General features: G+C 49.5%; 19 protein-coding genes. 1 reads left to right on the top strand and 18 read right to left on the bottom strand.

Going from position 1 to position 17,301, the window contains the following annotated elements; genetic code table 11:
* Nucleotide 1: 1 nt before the first annotated feature.
* The 12 genes from AC58UW_RS05195 to AC58UW_RS05140 form a co-directional block, all read right to left on the bottom strand.
* Nucleotides 2-1,165 carry a metallophosphoesterase gene (locus tag AC58UW_RS05195; protein ID WP_497419630.1) on the bottom strand — a complete coding sequence of 388 codons (1,164 nt, stop codon included), beginning with the start codon at nucleotides 1,163-1,165 and terminating at the stop codon, nucleotides 2-4.
* A gap of 27 nt (nucleotides 1,166-1,192) precedes the next feature.
* A complete protein-coding gene (locus AC58UW_RS05190) occupies nucleotides 1,193-1,873 on the bottom strand; it encodes an SOS response-associated peptidase (protein WP_497419629.1) in 681 nt (226 codons plus the stop codon).
* A 185-nt stretch (nucleotides 1,874-2,058) separates the two neighbouring features.
* Complete coding sequence (locus AC58UW_RS05185) at nucleotides 2,059-2,556, bottom strand: YhjD family protein (protein WP_497419628.1); 498 nt, start codon at nucleotides 2,554-2,556, stop codon at nucleotides 2,059-2,061.
* Nucleotides 2,553-3,821, bottom strand: coding sequence for a DNA polymerase IV (locus tag AC58UW_RS05180; RefSeq protein WP_497419627.1), 1,269 nt, complete (start codon nucleotides 3,819-3,821; stop codon nucleotides 2,553-2,555). Before AC58UW_RS05180 ends, AC58UW_RS05185 begins: the two co-directional genes overlap by 4 nt.
* Nucleotides 3,818-4,189 (bottom strand): YhjD family protein, encoded by a 372-nt coding sequence (locus AC58UW_RS05175; protein ID WP_127452234.1) that lies wholly within the window; start codon nucleotides 4,187-4,189, stop codon nucleotides 3,818-3,820. The genes AC58UW_RS05180 and AC58UW_RS05175 overlap by 4 nt, the downstream gene beginning before the upstream one ends.
* Nucleotides 4,190-4,336: 147 nt before the next feature.
* On the bottom strand, nucleotides 4,337-4,624 hold the full coding sequence (locus AC58UW_RS05170; RefSeq protein ID WP_497419626.1) for a stage VI sporulation protein F: 288 nt from the start codon (nucleotides 4,622-4,624) through the stop codon (nucleotides 4,337-4,339).
* A 59-nt stretch (nucleotides 4,625-4,683) separates the two neighbouring features.
* A complete protein-coding gene (locus tag AC58UW_RS05165; RefSeq protein WP_127452230.1) occupies nucleotides 4,684-4,950 on the bottom strand; it encodes a DUF1294 domain-containing protein in 267 nt (88 codons plus the stop codon).
* An 88-nt stretch (nucleotides 4,951-5,038) separates the two neighbouring features.
* Nucleotides 5,039-6,352, bottom strand: a complete 1,314-nt coding sequence (locus tag AC58UW_RS05160) for an alpha-L-fucosidase (RefSeq protein WP_497419625.1) — start codon at nucleotides 6,350-6,352, stop codon at nucleotides 5,039-5,041.
* Between the two features lie 239 nt (nucleotides 6,353-6,591).
* On the bottom strand, nucleotides 6,592-8,637 hold the full coding sequence (gene recG, locus AC58UW_RS05155; RefSeq protein WP_497419624.1) for an ATP-dependent DNA helicase RecG: 2,046 nt from the start codon (nucleotides 8,635-8,637) through the stop codon (nucleotides 6,592-6,594).
* A 3-nt stretch (nucleotides 8,638-8,640) separates the two neighbouring features.
* Nucleotides 8,641-9,498 (bottom strand): DegV family protein, encoded by an 858-nt coding sequence (locus AC58UW_RS05150; protein WP_497419623.1) that lies wholly within the window; start codon nucleotides 9,496-9,498, stop codon nucleotides 8,641-8,643.
* 48 nt (nucleotides 9,499-9,546) lie between these two features.
* Nucleotides 9,547-11,280, bottom strand: coding sequence for a DAK2 domain-containing protein (locus AC58UW_RS05145; RefSeq protein WP_497419622.1), 1,734 nt, complete (start codon nucleotides 11,278-11,280; stop codon nucleotides 9,547-9,549).
* A gap of 29 nt (nucleotides 11,281-11,309) precedes the next feature.
* Nucleotides 11,310-11,669, bottom strand: a complete 360-nt coding sequence (locus AC58UW_RS05140; protein ID WP_127452220.1) for an Asp23/Gls24 family envelope stress response protein — start codon at nucleotides 11,667-11,669, stop codon at nucleotides 11,310-11,312.
* Nucleotides 11,670-12,010: 341 nt separating this feature from the next.
* On the opposite strand from AC58UW_RS05140, the gene rpmB reads away from it, so the two are divergent.
* Complete coding sequence (gene rpmB / locus AC58UW_RS05135; protein ID WP_127452218.1) at nucleotides 12,011-12,199, top strand: 50S ribosomal protein L28; 189 nt, start codon at nucleotides 12,011-12,013, stop codon at nucleotides 12,197-12,199.
* Between the two features lie 97 nt (nucleotides 12,200-12,296).
* Here rpmB and spoVM read toward each other — a convergent pair whose 3' ends face one another.
* The 6 genes from spoVM to AC58UW_RS05105 all read right to left on the bottom strand — a co-directional run bounded on the left by spoVM (nucleotide 12,297) and on the right by AC58UW_RS05105 (nucleotide 17,295).
* Nucleotides 12,297-12,377 carry a stage V sporulation protein SpoVM gene (gene spoVM, locus AC58UW_RS05130; protein WP_014652194.1) on the bottom strand — a complete coding sequence of 27 codons (81 nt, stop codon included), beginning with the start codon at nucleotides 12,375-12,377 and terminating at the stop codon, nucleotides 12,297-12,299.
* A gap of 202 nt (nucleotides 12,378-12,579) precedes the next feature.
* The gene (locus AC58UW_RS05125; protein ID WP_497419621.1) at nucleotides 12,580-12,825 is read right to left on the bottom strand and encodes a hypothetical protein; all 246 of its coding nucleotides are present in this window, start codon (nucleotides 12,823-12,825) and stop codon (nucleotides 12,580-12,582) included.
* A gap of 14 nt (nucleotides 12,826-12,839) precedes the next feature.
* On the bottom strand, nucleotides 12,840-13,490 hold the full coding sequence (rpe, locus tag AC58UW_RS05120; RefSeq protein ID WP_497419620.1) for a ribulose-phosphate 3-epimerase: 651 nt from the start codon (nucleotides 13,488-13,490) through the stop codon (nucleotides 12,840-12,842).
* A 6-nt stretch (nucleotides 13,491-13,496) separates the two neighbouring features.
* The gene (rsgA, locus tag AC58UW_RS05115; RefSeq protein WP_497419619.1) at nucleotides 13,497-14,426 is read right to left on the bottom strand and encodes a ribosome small subunit-dependent GTPase A; all 930 of its coding nucleotides are present in this window, start codon (nucleotides 14,424-14,426) and stop codon (nucleotides 13,497-13,499) included.
* Complete coding sequence (gene pknB, locus AC58UW_RS05110) at nucleotides 14,426-16,534, bottom strand: Stk1 family PASTA domain-containing Ser/Thr kinase (protein ID WP_497419618.1); 2,109 nt, start codon at nucleotides 16,532-16,534, stop codon at nucleotides 14,426-14,428. The genes rsgA and pknB overlap by 1 nt, the downstream gene beginning before the upstream one ends.
* A complete protein-coding gene (locus AC58UW_RS05105; RefSeq protein ID WP_497419617.1) occupies nucleotides 16,531-17,295 on the bottom strand; it encodes a Stp1/IreP family PP2C-type Ser/Thr phosphatase in 765 nt (254 codons plus the stop codon). The genes pknB and AC58UW_RS05105 overlap by 4 nt, the downstream gene beginning before the upstream one ends.
* Between the last annotated feature and the right edge of the window lie 6 nt (nucleotides 17,296-17,301).

The raw sequence follows: 17,301 nt of genomic DNA, 5'->3' as shown, positions 1-17,301 counted from the left end.
ATTACTCCTCTTTTCTCTCGTTGCTTTTAAAATGGATGATTAACTCAATAATTTCGGAACGGCTCCCTAGACGAACCGGCGGCCCCCACGTACCAAAGCCTGAGGAAACGATGGCATGCAGATTCCCCTTCTTTAAGTAGCCCCAATCAAGCTCAAAAAGCCTTCTTGTGATCAGGTAATTCGGGCTAATTTGTCCCCTGTGCGTGTGTCCTGAAAGCATGACATCAGCGCCCGCGGCTTCCGCTTTATCTAAATGATAGGGCTGATGGTCCATGACAATAATAGGCTGACCTGGATCAGTCCCCTCCAATAGGGACGCAAGTGCTCTTCGCCCTTCGGCCGTTCGTTCGGCCGCCTTGTCTTTTCGGCCCACGAGATACAAGCGATCTTGGATATGCACAGTTTCATCCATGAGTACACGAATACCGATTTTGTCCATCTGTTCTTTGAAGGCAGGAATGTGGCCACCAATGTATTCATGATTGCCTAATACGGCATAAATGCCAAGCGGAGCTTGCAGTTCTCGCATCGTTGTACCCATATCATAGCGGATAAACGGGCGAATATCATCATCAATAACGTCCCCTGGCAGGAGTATCAAGTCCGGCTTCAAGCCATTGACATGCTTCACCAGCTTTCGCAAATGACGATTACCCACTATTGATCCCAAATGAATGTCAGAAGCCACGGCGATGCGTAGCTGCTCCCAGTCGCCTGCTTGTTTGGGAATCGTAATCTCATACTTTCTTACAATAGGGCTTCGCGCATTATAGGAACCACGAATCATGACGAGAACAATGATCCCTACATCTATCCACCCAAGGATAGGCGTAAATGTAGCAGCAGGTACAGATGCCAGATGGAGCACTCCTGCGGCCAAGTCCGTCAACGGCAGCAGCAGAAAACCGAACTGCATAAGGGCAAACCAGTAAGAACCGACAACTTTCAATACCATTTTCATTCCAGCAGGCAATACTTTGGAACCAGCCCATGCTAGTAAATACGACAAGGCAACAATCCAGAAAACAACCCAGTATATGCCGGGATGAAACCAAGAACCCAACTGGTTCGTTAGAAAGACCTGACCGTGCCAGCCGATGTAACCGTTCAACCCGAAAATAATAGCAAATACAAGCGTGATGCTTAGAACCATACGTATTCTCATTTTACCTCTCCCATTCTCTCAATCCGCCTACAGCAGCAGGCTTAACGGTTCTATGCATAGCTCATCATCATTGCGCACGTTGCCCACCCTGCTAGACACGGGGTACGCATACATGTCATCAGACGGGTACGGCTTCAGTAGCTGGCGCAGCACATCCGTGTTCGTTATGCTGCGGTCCAGCCAAACCGCTTCTGCCTCTCGCGGTAAAATGACTGGCATACGCTCATGAATATCAATCATCATTTCGTTCGCTTCCGTAGTAATCACGGTGCAAGTGGATATTCGGGTGCCATCCGGAGATGTCCAGGTGTCATACAGCCCCGCCATGCTGAAGACCTCTTTGCTGCGCAGCATAATCCGCATCGGTTGCTTCTGCTTCCCCGTTCCCTTCCAGTCATAGAAGGAATCTGCCGGAATCAAGCAGCGTTTGCGCTCAAAGGGTTTGCGGAACGCAGGCTTGTCCGCAAGCGTCTCCGACCTTGCATTCAGCATCGTATAGCCTAGCTTCTCGTCCTTCGCCCATTCCGGAACGAGCCCCCAGCGCAGCTCGCCTAGCTTATTTTTCTCACCGTCGTGCACGATCGCCATGATTTGCTGGCCGGGTGCCACATTGTATTTGGGGCTGTATCTCGCAGGATATTTGTAATAAATATCATACCGCAGCATCAGCTCCTCTATTGTCACGGTTATTGTATAACGTCCGCACATGGCCGCACATCCTTTGCCTTGATATTTCCTAGCGAGAGTCTTCGCTTCCCTCTTCCCTGTCTAACGTTTCAATCTCTCTCCTCCATTATGTGAAAAAGAGATACTCACGTCAATTCGCGCAGCCCGCGGAGGGTTTCTCCAGCGGGCTGCGCGTTGCGTCATATCTTCTTTGTGTACGTCATGGACTAAGTTTTGAGTTCGTCACCTTTTTTGTACATGCTTGTGACGAAGTGATCAATGTATCTGGCCGTTCGCACGCTCATTTCAGCTCGCATGTAGTCTTTCGCAATAATCAGCGTGTCTTCATGCCCGCGGCAAACATAGCGGTAGTGAATGGCCCGGTCATTCTTCTCTTCTTCAAATATTTGAATGCTTCTGTGCATCATTTTCGCTTTGGTTTCACTTACATCAGCTAGAATTTGGGCCGCAAGCGCGTGGGCAGCGCGTGAATAGAGCTGTCTAAGCGTTTCGGCAGACCTTTCGATCTCGACGGCCTTTCTTTTGATCATCCCGTGCATCAAAGGCAGCAGCACGTAATCTCGCATAATGCCAATGTCCTCCGCTGTAGGACGATTCGCCGGAACAGCTTTGTCGCTGCGCAAATTCTGCAGCGCTTCCCGGTGCTGCGGCAGCATCATCCTGCTGGATTCCCATAAACCGTTCTTTTCCAGTTTCTTACTCATTTATAGTGCCCCCCGATTTTGAGCGCTCTGTTCTGTGCTTGACCGGCTGTCGTAAGTGAAGAAGCCCGCACAATCGCTGCATTGCCGAATCGGTCCTTGAGGCTGTCTGTTACTTTCTCAAGCGCCCTCGCCTTGACCTGATCCTCAAAAAGCGTAAGCTGATAAGTATCATCGTCAACGAATTGACTTAGCATCACACCAGCACGGCGGACGGGCATCGTGTCCCAGAACTTGTAGAACAGCTGCTTAACGGCTTGAAAAACGGTTCGTGTATGATTCGTAGGGTCAGGCATCTTCATTTGGCGTGAAAAGCCTGTCGGGGCGTCAAATGGGCTGCACATACAGCTTACGGTAACAATGGACGCCATATATCCCTTGCGCCGGCAATCGCGGCACACCTCCTCAGTAAGCTCGAGCAGGATCGTATCCACCTCAGTAGATTCCGCATAGTCCCTAGGAAGAGTCATCATATGGCCTATAGACTTCGGAGGCGTGTCAAACGTTCCGGGCGTAACCGGACTATCATCCAGCCCATTCGCTGTTCGCCACATCACTTCCGCGTGAATGTCTGATTGCTTGCCGAAGCGCGCACGAAATTTGTCCTTGAGCAGCGGCAGCGGCGTTTTTGCCACATCACCGATCGTATACATGCCCAGTCTGGCGAAATGCGCAGTCATCCGTGAACCGACACCGAACATTTTACTTACAGGCTGCGCCCATAAGTACTCCTCTACGGCGGACGGGCGCAGCGTGAAAATGCCGCTCTCATTCTTTTTAGCCCAAATATCGGTTGCGATCTTCGCCAGTATTTTATTCGAGCTAATTCCTATGCGGACCTTCACGCCCGTTTGCTGCAGCACCTTGCGCTGAATCGCCATCGCAATCGTATCTGGGTCCCCGAAAATAGGCAAGCTTGCCGTAATGTCTAGAAACTGCTCATCAATACTGAAAACCTCTACGAGATCGGTAAATTCTTCGTATATTTTAGTAATCATAAGTGAAACATCAATGTAATGCTGCATGCGCGGGCGCATAACGACCAGTTCCGGGCATTTCTTGAGTGCCTCCCCTAGTCGCTCGGCTGTGGAAACGCCATAGGATTTGGCAATGGGACAAGCTGCTAGAATGATGCCAGAACGCAAAGCAGGGTCTCCGGCGACCGCAACCGGTTTATCCCTGACCCCCGGATGATCCGCCTTCTCTACACTTGCGTAGAAGCTCTGGCAATCCGCTAGGAATATCGTCCGTTCCTTTCCTTTGCTCACCGTAATCCCCCCCGCATATTCATCAGCGTAGTCATCAGTTCTGCTTTAACTAAGCTGCGAAGCATCGTGAAGTGATGGATGTAGCCTCGGACTTTGTACTCGACATTAATACCTAATGCATTCATTTCGGTATGAATCACTTTAATATCTCTTTTCTTCATAACGCTCTTAATGCTTTGCAATTGAGGATAAATGGCGGTCTCCACCTCTCTGAGGTAAAAAAGAATATGATTGTACACAATTTTATCCTTATAAACCTTGAGTTCCTCCATATCCCTTGCCAACATATCGAGTAAAATGGGCAGCAGCGTATATTCCTTAATAATTTGAACATCCTCTTCTGTCTCAATTCTTGCATGAACACTCATATTTTCCACCACCATATGCGAACATATATTCGTGTTACTTATTATATACCGAACACGTATTCGTTATGCAAGTGGTTTTTTCAAAAAGTAAAAAAATACCACCTGACCAGGTCGTTTAGACCCTGCAGGCGGCATTTTTTGTCTGGCTTATCGAAACATGGACCACAGTTTAATTAAGTGAAACGTGTTGGAGGGATCGATATTTTGGGAAAGAATGAACTCCAAAATCTGATTCGCCTGGAAGTTGGTCAGATTCTCCCCGAGAATGCCAGAGACAATCCCGATGAGCTGTGCGACCTTCATACGATTTTGCAAATCAGCCTTCGTAACGCTTTGCAGCAGCATGATGAGGCGTTCCTTAATCACTGGGTTTCTTATTTTGAACTTGACTCGCTCAATCAACGCAGGATCGATGCCGTACAGCTGATAACTCATGTTCGTACCTCCGATGTCCCGTCATGCTTTATACATATGAGGGAACGAACACAAACTTGCTACATATAAATAGCGATCAAAATAACACATATGCAATTTAGCGCAACAAGCAGCGGCATGCCAATAACGAATGAGGTATGCTTCGTCTTATGCCGCCAAACCCGCATGCCAAGCCAACCGCCGATCCCGCCACCAAGTGCAGCAAACATAAACAGCCGCTTCTCCGGGACTCTGCGGCCGCCTTTTTTGGCTTGCCCCTTGTCGTGCCCCATTTCTATGAAGGTAACGATATTCATCAGCAGTAAATATACAAGAAAATAAGTCAAATGATGGCACCCTCGTTTCCAAAATAATAATAGGACTACTATTATCTTAAAATCGAATAGGGGCGTGGTCAAATATTAATTTTAAAAATTAAAGCAGCGTAAGCTCCACAACTGTCGCTCTCTTATCCGGCAGCGGATAGCTGGAGTGCTCCGGTCTACCGAAACTAATGAACGCATCCTCCGGATACTGAGCAGCATTCCAAGGACGGCTTAAGAAGACCTCGGAACCATCCGACAGCAGTCTGGCTTTCTTCACCTTACCAGCCAATCCATTCAAGTTAATGGGACCTACACTTTCTTCGAACAAGTGAGCATACAGCAAATTGCCCTTTTGCGTGTACCTGCCCCACTCCGGCTTCGGCCAATCGGCTTGCCCGCAGCCGTAAATACTGTTCCCATTTTTCTGAACCCAGTCGCCAATCTCTGACAAAATATCCAATGACTCCTTCGGAATCTCGCCAAGCGCATTAGGCCCGACATTCAAGAGCAAATTACCATTTTTGCTGACGCACTCTACCAGTTTTCGAATGACGGTAGTCGGGGATTTATACTGGAAATCCTGAGCTGCATAGCCCCAGTTATTATTCAGCGTGATACAAGCCTCCCATGGAATGGGATTACCCTCGTGATCCGTCACACCTTGCGGTGGAATAATTTGTTCCGGTGAAGCAAAGTCGCCCGAATAGCTGAGTGGATTGTTCGTATAAATACTTCCGCCCTCTTCGCCGCTCGCGTCCAATCGGTTGTCTACAATGACGTGCGGCTGCAGAGACCGAATCATCGCCATAAGCTCTGGTGCTTTCCAGGTCTCCCCCTTCATCTGATCATAGGAGAAATCAAACCACATGATGTCCAGCTTGCCATAATTCGTGAGCAGTTCTTTGACTTGCCCATGCATATAGGCCAAATACCGGTCGAACGTCTCTGGATTTCTAACATAGCTCTCGTGATCCCGCATCGGATGGTGACGATCTCCATAAGCCGGGTAATCCTCATGATACCAGTCGATTAACGAATAATAGAGCCCCACCTTCAAGCCTTCCGCCCGAAATGCCTCAATAAATTCCCGCACTAAATCTCGCCCGGCCTTGGTGTTCGTTGATTTATATTCTGTGAGAGCGCTATCAAATAAGCAAAAACCATCATGATGTTTTGCCGTCAATACCGCATATTTCATACCCGCTTGCTTGGCTGCCCGCGCCCACGCTTTAGGATCATAGCGAACAGGATCGAATTCATCGAAATAGGGTTGATAGGCCTCTACCGAAATGCGCTCCGCATTGCGCACCCATTCTCCCCTAGCTGGAATAGCATACAGTCCCCAGTGAATGAACATACCGAATCGATCCTGCAAAAACCACTGAGTGCGCTCTGTTCGTTCTTGAATAATCGGATTTGTCATTTCCTACACACCTTTCGCTATTAAATGTTATGCGCTCCCATGATCCTCTTTCGAGCGGTGAGCCCACTAAGCCTCTACGTTTATTCTACTAAGACTGCTCAGCAATAGACAGATACGAAACTAACCTCAATTAGGATAGAATTAACATTCTGCCCGCAAAAAAAAACGCTAGGATCGCGACTGACAATAATCATCAGTCTATCCTAGCGTTTTGTTTCATGATAAGCACTTCTGATAGATTAATCTAGCACTTCACTATCAAAAATATGAGCACGCTCCAAGTAAGCTCTCAAAGGCAGGAAGGAAGCACCCGTCCAGAACGATGAATCGCCGACGAGCTCAGCAGCATCATCACGCGCCTGCTCCATGACTTCGAAGTCCGCCATCATGTCGGCCACGCGGAACTCCGGAAGCCCGCTCTGCTTCGTGCCGAAGAAATCGCCCGGCCCGCGCAGCTCCAGATCGCGCCTGGCAATCTCGAAGCCGTCGGAGGTTTCGGTCATCGCCTTCATGCGTTCCTTGCCGACCTCGGTCTTCGGGTCGGCGATGAGCACGCAGAAGGACTGGTGCTCGCCGCGTCCCACCCGCCCACGCAGCTGATGCAGCTGTGACAGGCCGAAGCGGTCGGCGTCGTAGATGACCATCAGCGTGGCGTTCGGCACGTCCACGCCAACCTCGATGACCGTGGTCGACACCAGTGTCTCCATGGTCCCTTCCTTGAATGCGCGCATGATCGCTTCCTTCTCCTGCGCGCTCATGCGACCGTGCAGCAGGCCGATCCGCATATGCGGAAAATGCTGCTGCAGCTGAATATGGACGTCGATGGCATTCTGCACGTCCAGCTTGTCCGACTCTTCGATGAGCGGACAAATCACATACGCTTGCCGCCCTGCCGTCACTTCGCGCTGGATGAAACCAAGCACACGCTCCAGCATAGCATGCTGGACGGCATACGTCTTGATCGGCTTACGCCCTTTGGGCAGCTCCCGCAGCGTCGACACGTCCATGTCGCCGAAAGCGGTAATCGCCAGCGTTCGCGGAATGGGTGTCGCCGTCATCGTCAGCACGTCGGGGTTCATCCCCTTGCGCCGCAAAATGCTGCGCTGGTTCACCCCGAAACGGTGCTGCTCATCCGTCACAACCAGCCCTAGCTGACGGAAGTAGACGTCCTCTTGAATAAGCGCGTGCGTTCCGACCAGCACATCAATCATGCCCATCTGCAACGAAGCGAGCAGATCCCGCCGCTTACGGTCCGTCGAGCTGCCTGTCAGCAGCGCAACCTGCAGCCCGTAGGGCTCAAACAAGCGGTCCAGCGAGCGCTTATGCTGCTCCGCCAGGATCTCCGTCGGCACCATCAGCGCGCCTTGGTAGCCGGCCTTGAACGTCGCGTAGAGGCCTATAGCCGCGACGATCGTCTTCCCTGCACCGACATCGCCTTGCAGCAGCCGGTTCATACTGTACGGCTCCTGCATATCGTGCAGGATCTCGCCCACGACCTTCTTCTGCGACTCCGTCAGCTGGAAGGGCAGCGCGCGCACGAAGGCGCGCACAGCAGGCAGGTCGACCTGCTGCTTCAACCCGTCCGCGCGGCTGCGCGTCACGGCGCGGTAAGCCTGCAGCTTGAGCTGGAACAGGAACAGCTCCTCATACACCATGCGCCGGCGCGCCTGCTTGCCTTCCTCCACACCGCTCGGCGTGTGGATGACAGCCAGCGCCTTGCTGCGCGGCATGAACCCGTACCTGCCGGTAATCCCGGCCGGCAGCACTTCACTGACCATGGCGCTGTACTGTGTCAGCGCCTGCTGAATGACTTTACGCATCCACTTTTGCGTAATCGTGCCTGCAACCGAATAGACCGGCTGAATGGTGCCGGTATTCGAATCACCTTGTCCGGGGAACTCGGAGTCGGACACGCTCATTTGCCTCCGCTTGCCATCCCATTTGCCGGTTAGAATAATCTCCTGCTGCGGCCGCAAGCGATCTTTCAAAAAGTGACGGTTGAACCACACCGCCGTCAGGAGAAAGTCATCGACCATCACCTTGCAGGAAAGTCGAGACTTGCCGCTGTAACGCTGCAGCACCGGCTCCCCGATGATATAACCTTTCACTGTGACACGGTCGCCGTCTTTCACGCTGGCGATATCACGCACTGTGTAATCCTCATACCGGAATGGCACATACTCCAGTAAATCCATAACCGTAAAAATGCCCATGGCGTTTAGCTCAAGTACTTTTTGAGCGCCGACTCCATGGACTTCGCGTACTACAACTTGATTTAAATCCATCGCTTACACCGCACTAACGAACGCTGCGATAGTACCGGGTCCAGCGTGTGCGCCAATGACAGGGCCCAGTGTAATATAGTCAACCTGCTGCACCTCAAATTGCTGGGTAATGACTTCTCGCAACAGCTGAGCGCCTTCCAAATTGTTGGCATGGGCAATATGTATAGACGGAATACGGCGATTCGGCACATCAGCGGCGAGCAGCTCTAGAATACGCGCGATCGCTTTCTTTTGACCCCGAACCTTATCAACAGCCGCCACTTCACCCTCACCATCTATCGAGAGGATTGGCTTAATATTGAGCAAAGAACCAAACAATGCCGACGCTTTGCCGATTCTTCCGCCCTTTTGCAGAAATTCAAGTGTATCTACGAGGAAGTATATGTAAAAGTTCTCTCTGATCATTTTTACTTGCTCTATAATTTCTGCCGCGCTTTTTCCAGCTTTGGCTGCTTTCGCAGCAGCGACAACCAAGGCGCCAATACCGTAAGACGCAGAGCGGGAATCAACCACATGAACTTTGCCGGTAGACTCCTCCAGCATCGTGGAGGCCAGCAAGGCCGACTGGTACGTTCCGCTCAGCGCAGAAGATAAATGAATTGAAATAATTTCCGTATTCGGCTCTTCCAGCAAACTCTGATATAAGCCAAGAAACTCCGCAGGAGACGGTTGTGAAGTTCTAGGAAAATGAGATGACGAGGTCAGCTTAGGATAAAACTCCTCGGATCGCAGCGTCACCGCATCTAAAAATTGCTCATCTCCAAAATGAATCTTAAGCGGCACCATCTCAATGTTAAGCTCTTGTCTAAGTGCCAAAGGTATGTCGGCCGTGCTGTCCGTTACAATACGAATATGTGTCAACAGGGCTCACTCCATTTCCCAAATTTAATCCACCGAGGGGAGGATCGTTTATTCTACAGAGAACAGGTACGCGTACAAAGGCTGCCCGCCAGGGTGAAGCTCAACTTCAACTTCGGGATGAGCCGTCTGAATGAAGGCCTCAAGTTCTTCCGTCTCTGCGCTCACCGCATCTTCTCCGGTGAGGATGGTCACGATCTCGCTGCCTTCATCAATCATTTCTTCGAGCAGCTTTTTACAAGCATCCATCAAACTTGGCTGTGAAGACACAATCCGGCCATCTTGAATGCCGATAAAATGCCCTTCCTTAATGTCAATACCGTCCATGTTCGTATCACGCACCGCGTAAGTCACTTGCCCGGATTTCACACGGCGAAGTGATTCGTTCATCGCTTCCGTATTCGTTTGGGCATCTGCTTTCTCTTGGAACGCCAGAATGGCTGCAAGACCTTGGGGAATGGATTTGGATGGAATCACGATCAAAGTTTTGTCGACTAGATCAGCTGCTTGCTGCGCTGCGAGGATGATGTTGGAGTTGTTCGGAAGCACATAGACCGTTCCCGCATCAATGCTGTTAACCGCATTCACGATATCCTCTGTGCTTGGATTCATGGTCTGTCCGCCGGACAATACGACATCGACGCCTACACTGGACAAAATCTCTGTAATGCCCTTGCCCGAAGCGACTGCAACGAAACCATACAGCTTGCCTGGTGCTGCCGCTGTTACAGCAGTCGGAGCAGGAGCCTCGTAACCTTCCGTAGTCATCTCTTCCAATATATGTGAATGCTGATCGCGCATATTTTCAATTTTGATACGACTCAGTGCACCGTAATTCATCGCTTGATTCATGACTTCGCCTGGATATTCGGCATGAATATGCACCTTCACCAGTTCCTCATCGGCAACGACAAGCAAAGAATCTCCCAGTTTGCTAAGCTGCTCCCGGAACCTGCCTTCATCGAAAACAAGCCCTGTCACCTTGCCTGGTTCAATCGTTAGCATAAATTCCGTACAATACCCGAATTCGATATCTTCAGTAGCCAAGTGCGCCTGCGCCGGAAGATGGGAGTGGACTTCTTTGGCCAGATTCAAGCCCGGAACTACGGAAACTGTATCGAGCCTTGTATCCATCGTCGCGTAATCTTCCTCTACCTGAAGCAGACCCCCGTTTAACGCTGTGACAAAGCCTTCATACACGCAAACAAGCCCTTGACCGCCTGCATCTACCACCCCAACCTGCTTGAGCACAGCAAGCTGCTCAGGCGTTCTAGCGAGGGCTTCGTTCGCCTTGCTCAAAACTTCCTGCATAAGATCGAGCAAATCGCCGCCGCGTCTATACTGTGTGGCATGTTTGGCCGCTTCTTTGGATACTGTCAGAATTGTGCCTTCTACCGGCTTCACGACAGCCTTATACGCTGTCTCTACCCCTTGCTGCAACGCAGCCGCGAATTGCTGTGCATTCACATTCTCTAGATCGTGCACATGCTTCGCGAACCCGCGAAACAGCTGTGATAAAATAACCCCAGAGTTACCCCGGGCGCCCATCAGTAACCCTTTGGACAATGCATCAGCTGCTTTCCCAATATGAGGGGATGGCTTCTTTTTCAGTTCCTCACAACCAGCGGTGAGTGTTAAATTCATGTTGGTGCCGGTATCTCCGTCGGGTACAGGGAAAACGTTCAATCCATTAACCTTGTCTACATTTCTGCGAAGGTTATCCGCACCCGCCAAGACCATGGCAGTGAAGTCATTTCCATTTATTGAAATAAAGCGCTTACTCAAAGTGATTCCCCTTCCTGGTTATCGGGCTTTTATTTGGCTACACGAACGCCTTGAACAAAAATGTTCACATCGTCCACATGAAGCCCTACGACATCGTTCAAAATATATTTGACTTTTGTTTGGACATTGCCGGCAACTACGGATATTTTGGTTCCATAGCTGACAATAATATAAAGATCAATCTCGAGTCGCCCGTTCTCCCGACGAACTTCGACACCGCGGCTTAAATTGTCCCGTCCTAGCAGTTCTGCTATGCCGTCTTTTAATTGCTTTCTAGTGGCCATGCCAACAAGTCCATAACAATCTAACGCAGCGGATCCCGCCAGAGTTGAAATCACTTCATTGGTAATATACACTTTTCCAAACTCAGTTGTGAGTTCAATTGGCATTATTTAACAACTCCTTCATGTTTCCCACTTTAGCAACTAACTATGTAAGTATTCCCATTCCTGCTTTGCTTCAGCAAAGTCGACGCCAAATCGTCAATTACTATGTATTCGGAAAGGTGGGCTAATCTTCATTGTACTATAACATACTTCATAAATAAACGGCAAAAAAGAAGGTAATTCGTTGACTCTGCTCCTTTTGCTATGCTATTATATTTAAGTGTGTTTTTGCTGGTTATTATAAGAATCACAAGAAGCAAAGTCTAAATTTGAGGAAAGCTGTCATGTCAAGCTTAGGCTTGCCACCCAGGCTGCTTTGTATACTGCCGAAGGAGGTGTCAAACATGTCCCGCAAATGTTTCGTTACAGGTAAAAGTCCTAAATCAGGAAACCACGTGTCCCACGCTAACAATAAAAATAAGCGTACTTGGGGAGTTAACGTTCAAAAGGTTCGCATCCTCGTTGATGGTAAACCAAAACGGGTTTACGTAAGTGCTCGTGCGTTGAAGTCCGGTAAAGTGGCTCGCGTTTAATTTTCGGATACTTATACTTTATGTAAAAAGACAAAAAGCACCTTCCGGTGCTTTTTTTGCATTTCTGGGGAATTGGACTTCGTATGTGTTAGCCAACTTAGTTTTTGCTAAACGTATTAAGTACAGCTTTCACGAATCCACCCAAAAATTTTGGTAGCTTGATTGTGTAGAACTTCATTCTCTACCCCTCCTTAGAGTTTAGCCAGTAAACGGACGCATGCCGAAGACTGACTTCGACTTCGTGAGCACTAACATCATTACAACAGTATATGCCCCGGTCGTGAAAAAGTACCTTCTATTTTACTTTCTCCGATCTATTCAATTCCAGAAAGCAAAAAAAGCTACAAGAGCGCATCGCTCTTGTAACTATATGTATGCAGCTAGGGTGCAGTTATACCCATCTGCGTGTATAGCGCATAAATTAAGGTGAAAATGAAATACAAGACCACGGCAATCACGATAAACCAAATCCGAAACCCGAGCCCCTCAAACCGACGGAAGAAACGCATCCCCAGATACAACGCACCGAGCGAAAAAATATACTTCGTGAAATCGTGTATGTTAGAAAAACACGCAAGAAGCACGGCGCAAACTAGACTGTACAGAAACAGCCAGAGAAATCTCATCGTCCCGCTCCCCTCTACCCCCGAATTCGTTTAATTGCATCGGCGCGGTCGGACTGACCAAATACAGCGTTGCCTGCGACGAGCACATCGGCTCCCGCTTCGATCACCTGGCGAGCTGTCACTTCGTTGATACCGCCGTCCACCTCAATGTGAAGACCGCTCAGTCCCTTAGCGTTCGCTTGATCGCGCAGTGCGCGGATTTTGCTCAGCATGCCGGGAATGAACGCTTGTCCGCCAAAGCCAGGATTGACGGTCATTATAAGAACAAGATCCAGATGCTCATCGAGCACGTGTTCAATCAGCGAAATCGGGGTTGCAGGGTTAAGGACAACCCCTGCTTTGACGCCGCTTTGCTTAATCAGATGAAGCGTCCGGTGCAGATGCGTACAAGCCTCTACATGGACAGAAATGAGGTCTGCGCCCGCTTTAACAAAGTCAGGAATATAGCGATCAGGCTCCTCTATCATTAAATGGACGTCCAGCGGCAGCTTCGTCACCGGACGTATGGCTTCAACAACAAGTGGTCCAATCGTAATATTGGGCACGAAATGGCCATCCATGACATCCACATGGATCCAATCTGCTCCGCCAAGCTCCGCGTCTTTAATCTCTTCACCAAGCTTGGCGAAGTTAGCTGATAAAATAGAAGGTGCTATATGTACCATTCGTTCCTAATACCTCCTCTTCCGATCCTTGATTTCCCCTAAAAATAACAAGTAATGATCATAACGCGAAGCGGCAATCGTTCCTTCGGCCACCGCATCACGAACCTTGCAATCCGGCTCATGCAGATGCAAACAGCCCCTAAACCGACAGCCCTCTGCTACCTCAGCGAATTCTTTGAAGCAGCTGCTAAGCCCTTCTGCTTCGACTTCCATGAAATCCAACTGGCTGAATCCCGGCGTATCTGCGACGAGACCGCCATTGTTCAGCGGAAGCAGCTCAACATGGCGGGTGGTATGCTTTCCTCTGCCCAAACGTTGAGAAATCTCATTCGTCTCCAAATTACGGCCGCTAATCATTTCATTCAGCAAAGAGGACTTGCCTACACCGGATTGCCCCGCAAAAACGCTGACCGCGCCTTCGAGATGTTGCAGAATCGATTCCACACCCACTCTCAGGCGAGAACTCGTCTTCAGCACGGTATAGCCGATCCCCTCATACAGCTTCGTAATCCGGTCCAACTCCGCAACCGTCATTTCTTTAGGTGCTGCAGGATTATTGTGATCTGACAATAAATCACTTTTGGTGAAGCAAAGTACAACTTCGATGCCTGTATGTTCAATATGAACAAGAAATTTATCTAGCAGCTGCAAATTCAGAACAGGCTCTGTCACTGAGAATACAAGTACAACCACGTTCACATTGGCAATCGGAGGACGAATCAGCTCCGAAGAGCGGGGCAGGATTTCAGTAACAGTCCCTTCCCCATTCTCTGTCTCCTCAAACATGACCCGATCACCGACAAGAGGCGTTATTTTCCTGTTCTTAAACACGCCTCTACCGCGGCAAGTAATCGTATTAACATCCTGGAGCTCCGCCCCTTCGGGCAGAACATAGTAATAACCGCTCAAAGCTTTAACAATCATTCCTTGCGGCATTAATTTGTGCCTCCAGTAGGTGGTTTTGAGGCAGCGCCACCTGATTGACCTTGCCCATTGCCGCCCACCGGAATAGCCGGCCCGTTGTTTTGCTGTTTAGGCGATGACGAAGGCGAGACGCTAGGACTCGGCGAGACGTTCTTGCCGTTCTTTTGATCTAAATAATCTTGATAGGTACGTGTAATGGAATTAACCAAGTTGTCTCCTTCTTTAATCAAGATTACGGCTTTCTTATCCGGAGAAACAATGACTTTGACATCCAGGTTTTGAGGCTTCGATACTTTTTCCGTTTTGTATTCGAAGTTCTCATACTGCGCATCGCTAACGATAATTTTAAACTCGGAATCCTTGCCCTCCGTCGTCGGCTTTACCGGGACACTGACAGTCAGTTGTCCAGCATCTTCCGGCAATCCATCGCTAATAATCAAAGAGATTTCGGAGCCAACGGAGACATCGGTGTTCTTATCAAATGGAAATTGCTTGATTACCTTCCCTTTGGCAACCTTGTAGCTTTTCTCGCGTGTAATGCCGTTCGCAGGAAGCTTAAGGTTCAGCTTGGTGATTTGCGCCTTCGCTTCAGCCTCCGTCATGCCGACGAGATCCGGCATTTTGAAGGTTTCCTTTGCTTTGCTTACAACGAAAGTAATCGCTGCTTTATCCAGCTCAAATTCTTCCCCGACTAGAGGTGTCTGCTTCAGGATTGTGTCTGGCGGATCATCCGTCGTCGTTTGCGTGAACGTAATCTGAGTATCATCAATACCAAGCGCTTCCAGCTTCAGTTTGGCGTCTTTGAGCTGCTGGCCGATATAGCTTTCCATCTTGATCTTAGGAGCGCCTTTACTAACATACAGCGTCACCTTGGTGCCAACGTTCATTCGCATGCCGCTCGGGTTTTGACGGATAACCGTATCCTTAGGCGCTTTGCTCTCCTGATCATATTCTACCGTAAACCCGAGCTTAGCGGTGGTCAGTTCGGCTTCCGCCTGCGTTAATGTCTTGTTCACCACGTCCGGAACCTGGACCGTTTCAATGGTGAACATCCCTTTCACATATCCGATTGCGTACCACATAGCGCCAAGAATCATCAGCAAAATGACAATCCATACAAGCGGCTTAATCCAACCCTTCCCCTTCTTGGGAACAGGCTCCTCGCGCCAAGATGGCTTCTCAGGTTCATCGTCGTCATCGAAGCTCGCAAGCTGATCCGCACGAATGGCTGGCATAACCAAGGTACGCTCCTCGTCCATTCCATCGGCATCCCAAAAAGCCACTTTGGCTTCATTCCGGCGATCCGGGTGCAAGCACGTATCAAGATCCGCCATCATCAGCTTCGCAGACTGGTAGCGTTCATCGGGCTTTTTGCGCATGGCTTTCAGAATAATGTTTTCCACGCTCTGCGGAATGAGAGGATTTACTTTACGAGGATCTTCCACATCTTCCTGCAAATGCTTCAAAGCCACGGAAATCGGGCTTTCGCCAAGAAAAGGCAGGCGGCCCGTCAGCATTTGATACATCACGATACCGAGGGAATACAAATCGGATTTTTCGCCGGTATTCGTACCTTTCGCATGCTCCGGCGAGAAATAATGCACAGAACCGACAACAGCTCCCGTTTGCGTTATCGTGGAAGACGTTGCAGCCCGTGCGATACCGAAATCCGTCACTTTGACACGGCCGTTTTTGCCGATCAAAATATTGTGCGGCTTAATATCCCGATGAATAATTTCATTATGATGAGCGTGATCGAGCGCATCTGCAATTTGGCTGGCGTAATGAACAGCGTCTTCCACCTGCAGTGGTGCTCTCTCCTTAATTAAATCATTCAAAGTAGTGCCTTCTATGTATTCCATGACAATGTAATGCACATCTTCTTCTTGTCCCACGTCATAAATACTGACGACATTAGGATGAGAAAGGGAAGCGGCTGCTTGAGCTTCTCTGCGGAAACGACGAATGAACTCTTCGTCATGCACATACTGCTGTCGCAGTACTTTTACAGCCACTTTACGATTTAATAAAAGATCATGCCCTTTATAAACTAAAGCCATGCCGCCTCCGCCAATACGGTCTAGAATTTCATAGCGGCCCCCAAGCTTTCTACCGATCAATTCCCATCACCCCTTTTTTCGTCCGAATCAGAATCGTGCGCAAGTAAAACAACCGTTACGTTATCGTCTCCACCTTCATCCAGCGCGCTTTGAATCAATTGTTCCGCAGCAGCATCCAGCTCAGCATGCGATTTGATGATGCGTAAGATATCGCCGGAATCCACTAATCCGCTTAAACCGTCAGAGCAGATCAGAATCGTATCCCCAGGCCGCCACGAATACTCGTATAAGTCCACCTCTACGCTAGGCTCTGTGCCCAGCGCTCGCGTAATCCAATTACGACGGGGATGATGATCGGCTTCTTCAAGGGTTATCTGACCGTTCTTCACAAGCTCATACACCAGGGAATGGTCTTCTGTTAGCTGAGTAATCGACTCCCCGGCAACTTTGTACGCACGGCTGTCACCGATGTGACCGATGATCAGCAGCTCTTGGGAAGCGATCACGGCGACAACTGTCGTGCCCATGCCATGATAACTTTCTTGTCCAGAGGCAAATTCATAAATCTTCTCGTTCGCCTTCTCGATCGCTTCCTTCAGCACTTGCTTACAAGCGTCAACGGGCATTCCCCAATGGATGGTTTGCAGTTCATTACTGATCATATCAATTGCCATTTGGCTGGCAATATCGCCAGCCTGGTGTCCCCCCATACCATCAGCGACAATAGCCAAAGAAAGGCCATTCAGCTCATGCTGTATGGCGGCGCGGTCCTCATTCACTAAACGGACTTTACCGATATCGGTGCGGCTTACCATCTTCATCCTGAT

Source organism: Paenibacillus sp. J22R160, from assembly GCF_059692135.1.
The sequence above is the reverse complement of the archived record's forward strand: the minus strand, read 5'-3'. Positions and strand labels throughout refer to the sequence as shown.

Excerpts from the sequence above, each read along its gene's own strand:
- spoVM (WP_014652194.1), bottom strand. The coding sequence starts at position 12,377 with ATGAAGTTCTACACAATCAAGCTACCAAAATTTTTGGGTGGATTCGTG.
- AC58UW_RS05170 (WP_497419626.1), bottom strand. The coding sequence starts at position 4,624 with ATGAGTTATCAGCTGTACGGCATCGATCCTGCGTTGATTGAGCGAGTC.
- recG (WP_497419624.1), bottom strand. The coding sequence starts at position 8,637 with ATGGATTTAAATCAAGTTGTAGTACGCGAAGTCCATGGAGTCGGCGCT.
- AC58UW_RS05185 (WP_497419628.1), bottom strand. The coding sequence starts at position 2,556 with ATGAGTAAGAAACTGGAAAAGAACGGTTTATGGGAATCCAGCAGGATG.
- AC58UW_RS05160 (WP_497419625.1), bottom strand. The coding sequence starts at position 6,352 with ATGACAAATCCGATTATTCAAGAACGAACAGAGCGCACTCAGTGGTTT.
- AC58UW_RS05125 (WP_497419621.1), bottom strand. The coding sequence starts at position 12,825 with ATGAGATTTCTCTGGCTGTTTCTGTACAGTCTAGTTTGCGCCGTGCTT.
- rpmB (WP_127452218.1), top strand. The coding sequence starts at position 12,011 with ATGTCCCGCAAATGTTTCGTTACAGGTAAAAGTCCTAAATCAGGAAAC.
- AC58UW_RS05190 (WP_497419629.1), bottom strand. The coding sequence starts at position 1,873 with ATGTGCGGACGTTATACAATAACCGTGACAATAGAGGAGCTGATGCTG.
- rsgA (WP_497419619.1), bottom strand. The coding sequence starts at position 14,426 with ATGCCGCAAGGAATGATTGTTAAAGCTTTGAGCGGTTATTACTATGTT.
- AC58UW_RS05175 (WP_127452234.1), bottom strand. The coding sequence starts at position 4,189 with ATGAGTGTTCATGCAAGAATTGAGACAGAAGAGGATGTTCAAATTATT.
- AC58UW_RS05195 (WP_497419630.1), bottom strand. The coding sequence starts at position 1,165 with ATGAGAATACGTATGGTTCTAAGCATCACGCTTGTATTTGCTATTATT.
- rpe (WP_497419620.1), bottom strand. The coding sequence starts at position 13,490 with ATGGTACATATAGCACCTTCTATTTTATCAGCTAACTTCGCCAAGCTT.
- AC58UW_RS05105 (WP_497419617.1), bottom strand. The coding sequence starts at position 17,295 with ATGAAGATGGTAAGCCGCACCGATATCGGTAAAGTCCGTTTAGTGAAT.
- AC58UW_RS05140 (WP_127452220.1), bottom strand. The coding sequence starts at position 11,669 with ATGCCAATTGAACTCACAACTGAGTTTGGAAAAGTGTATATTACCAAT.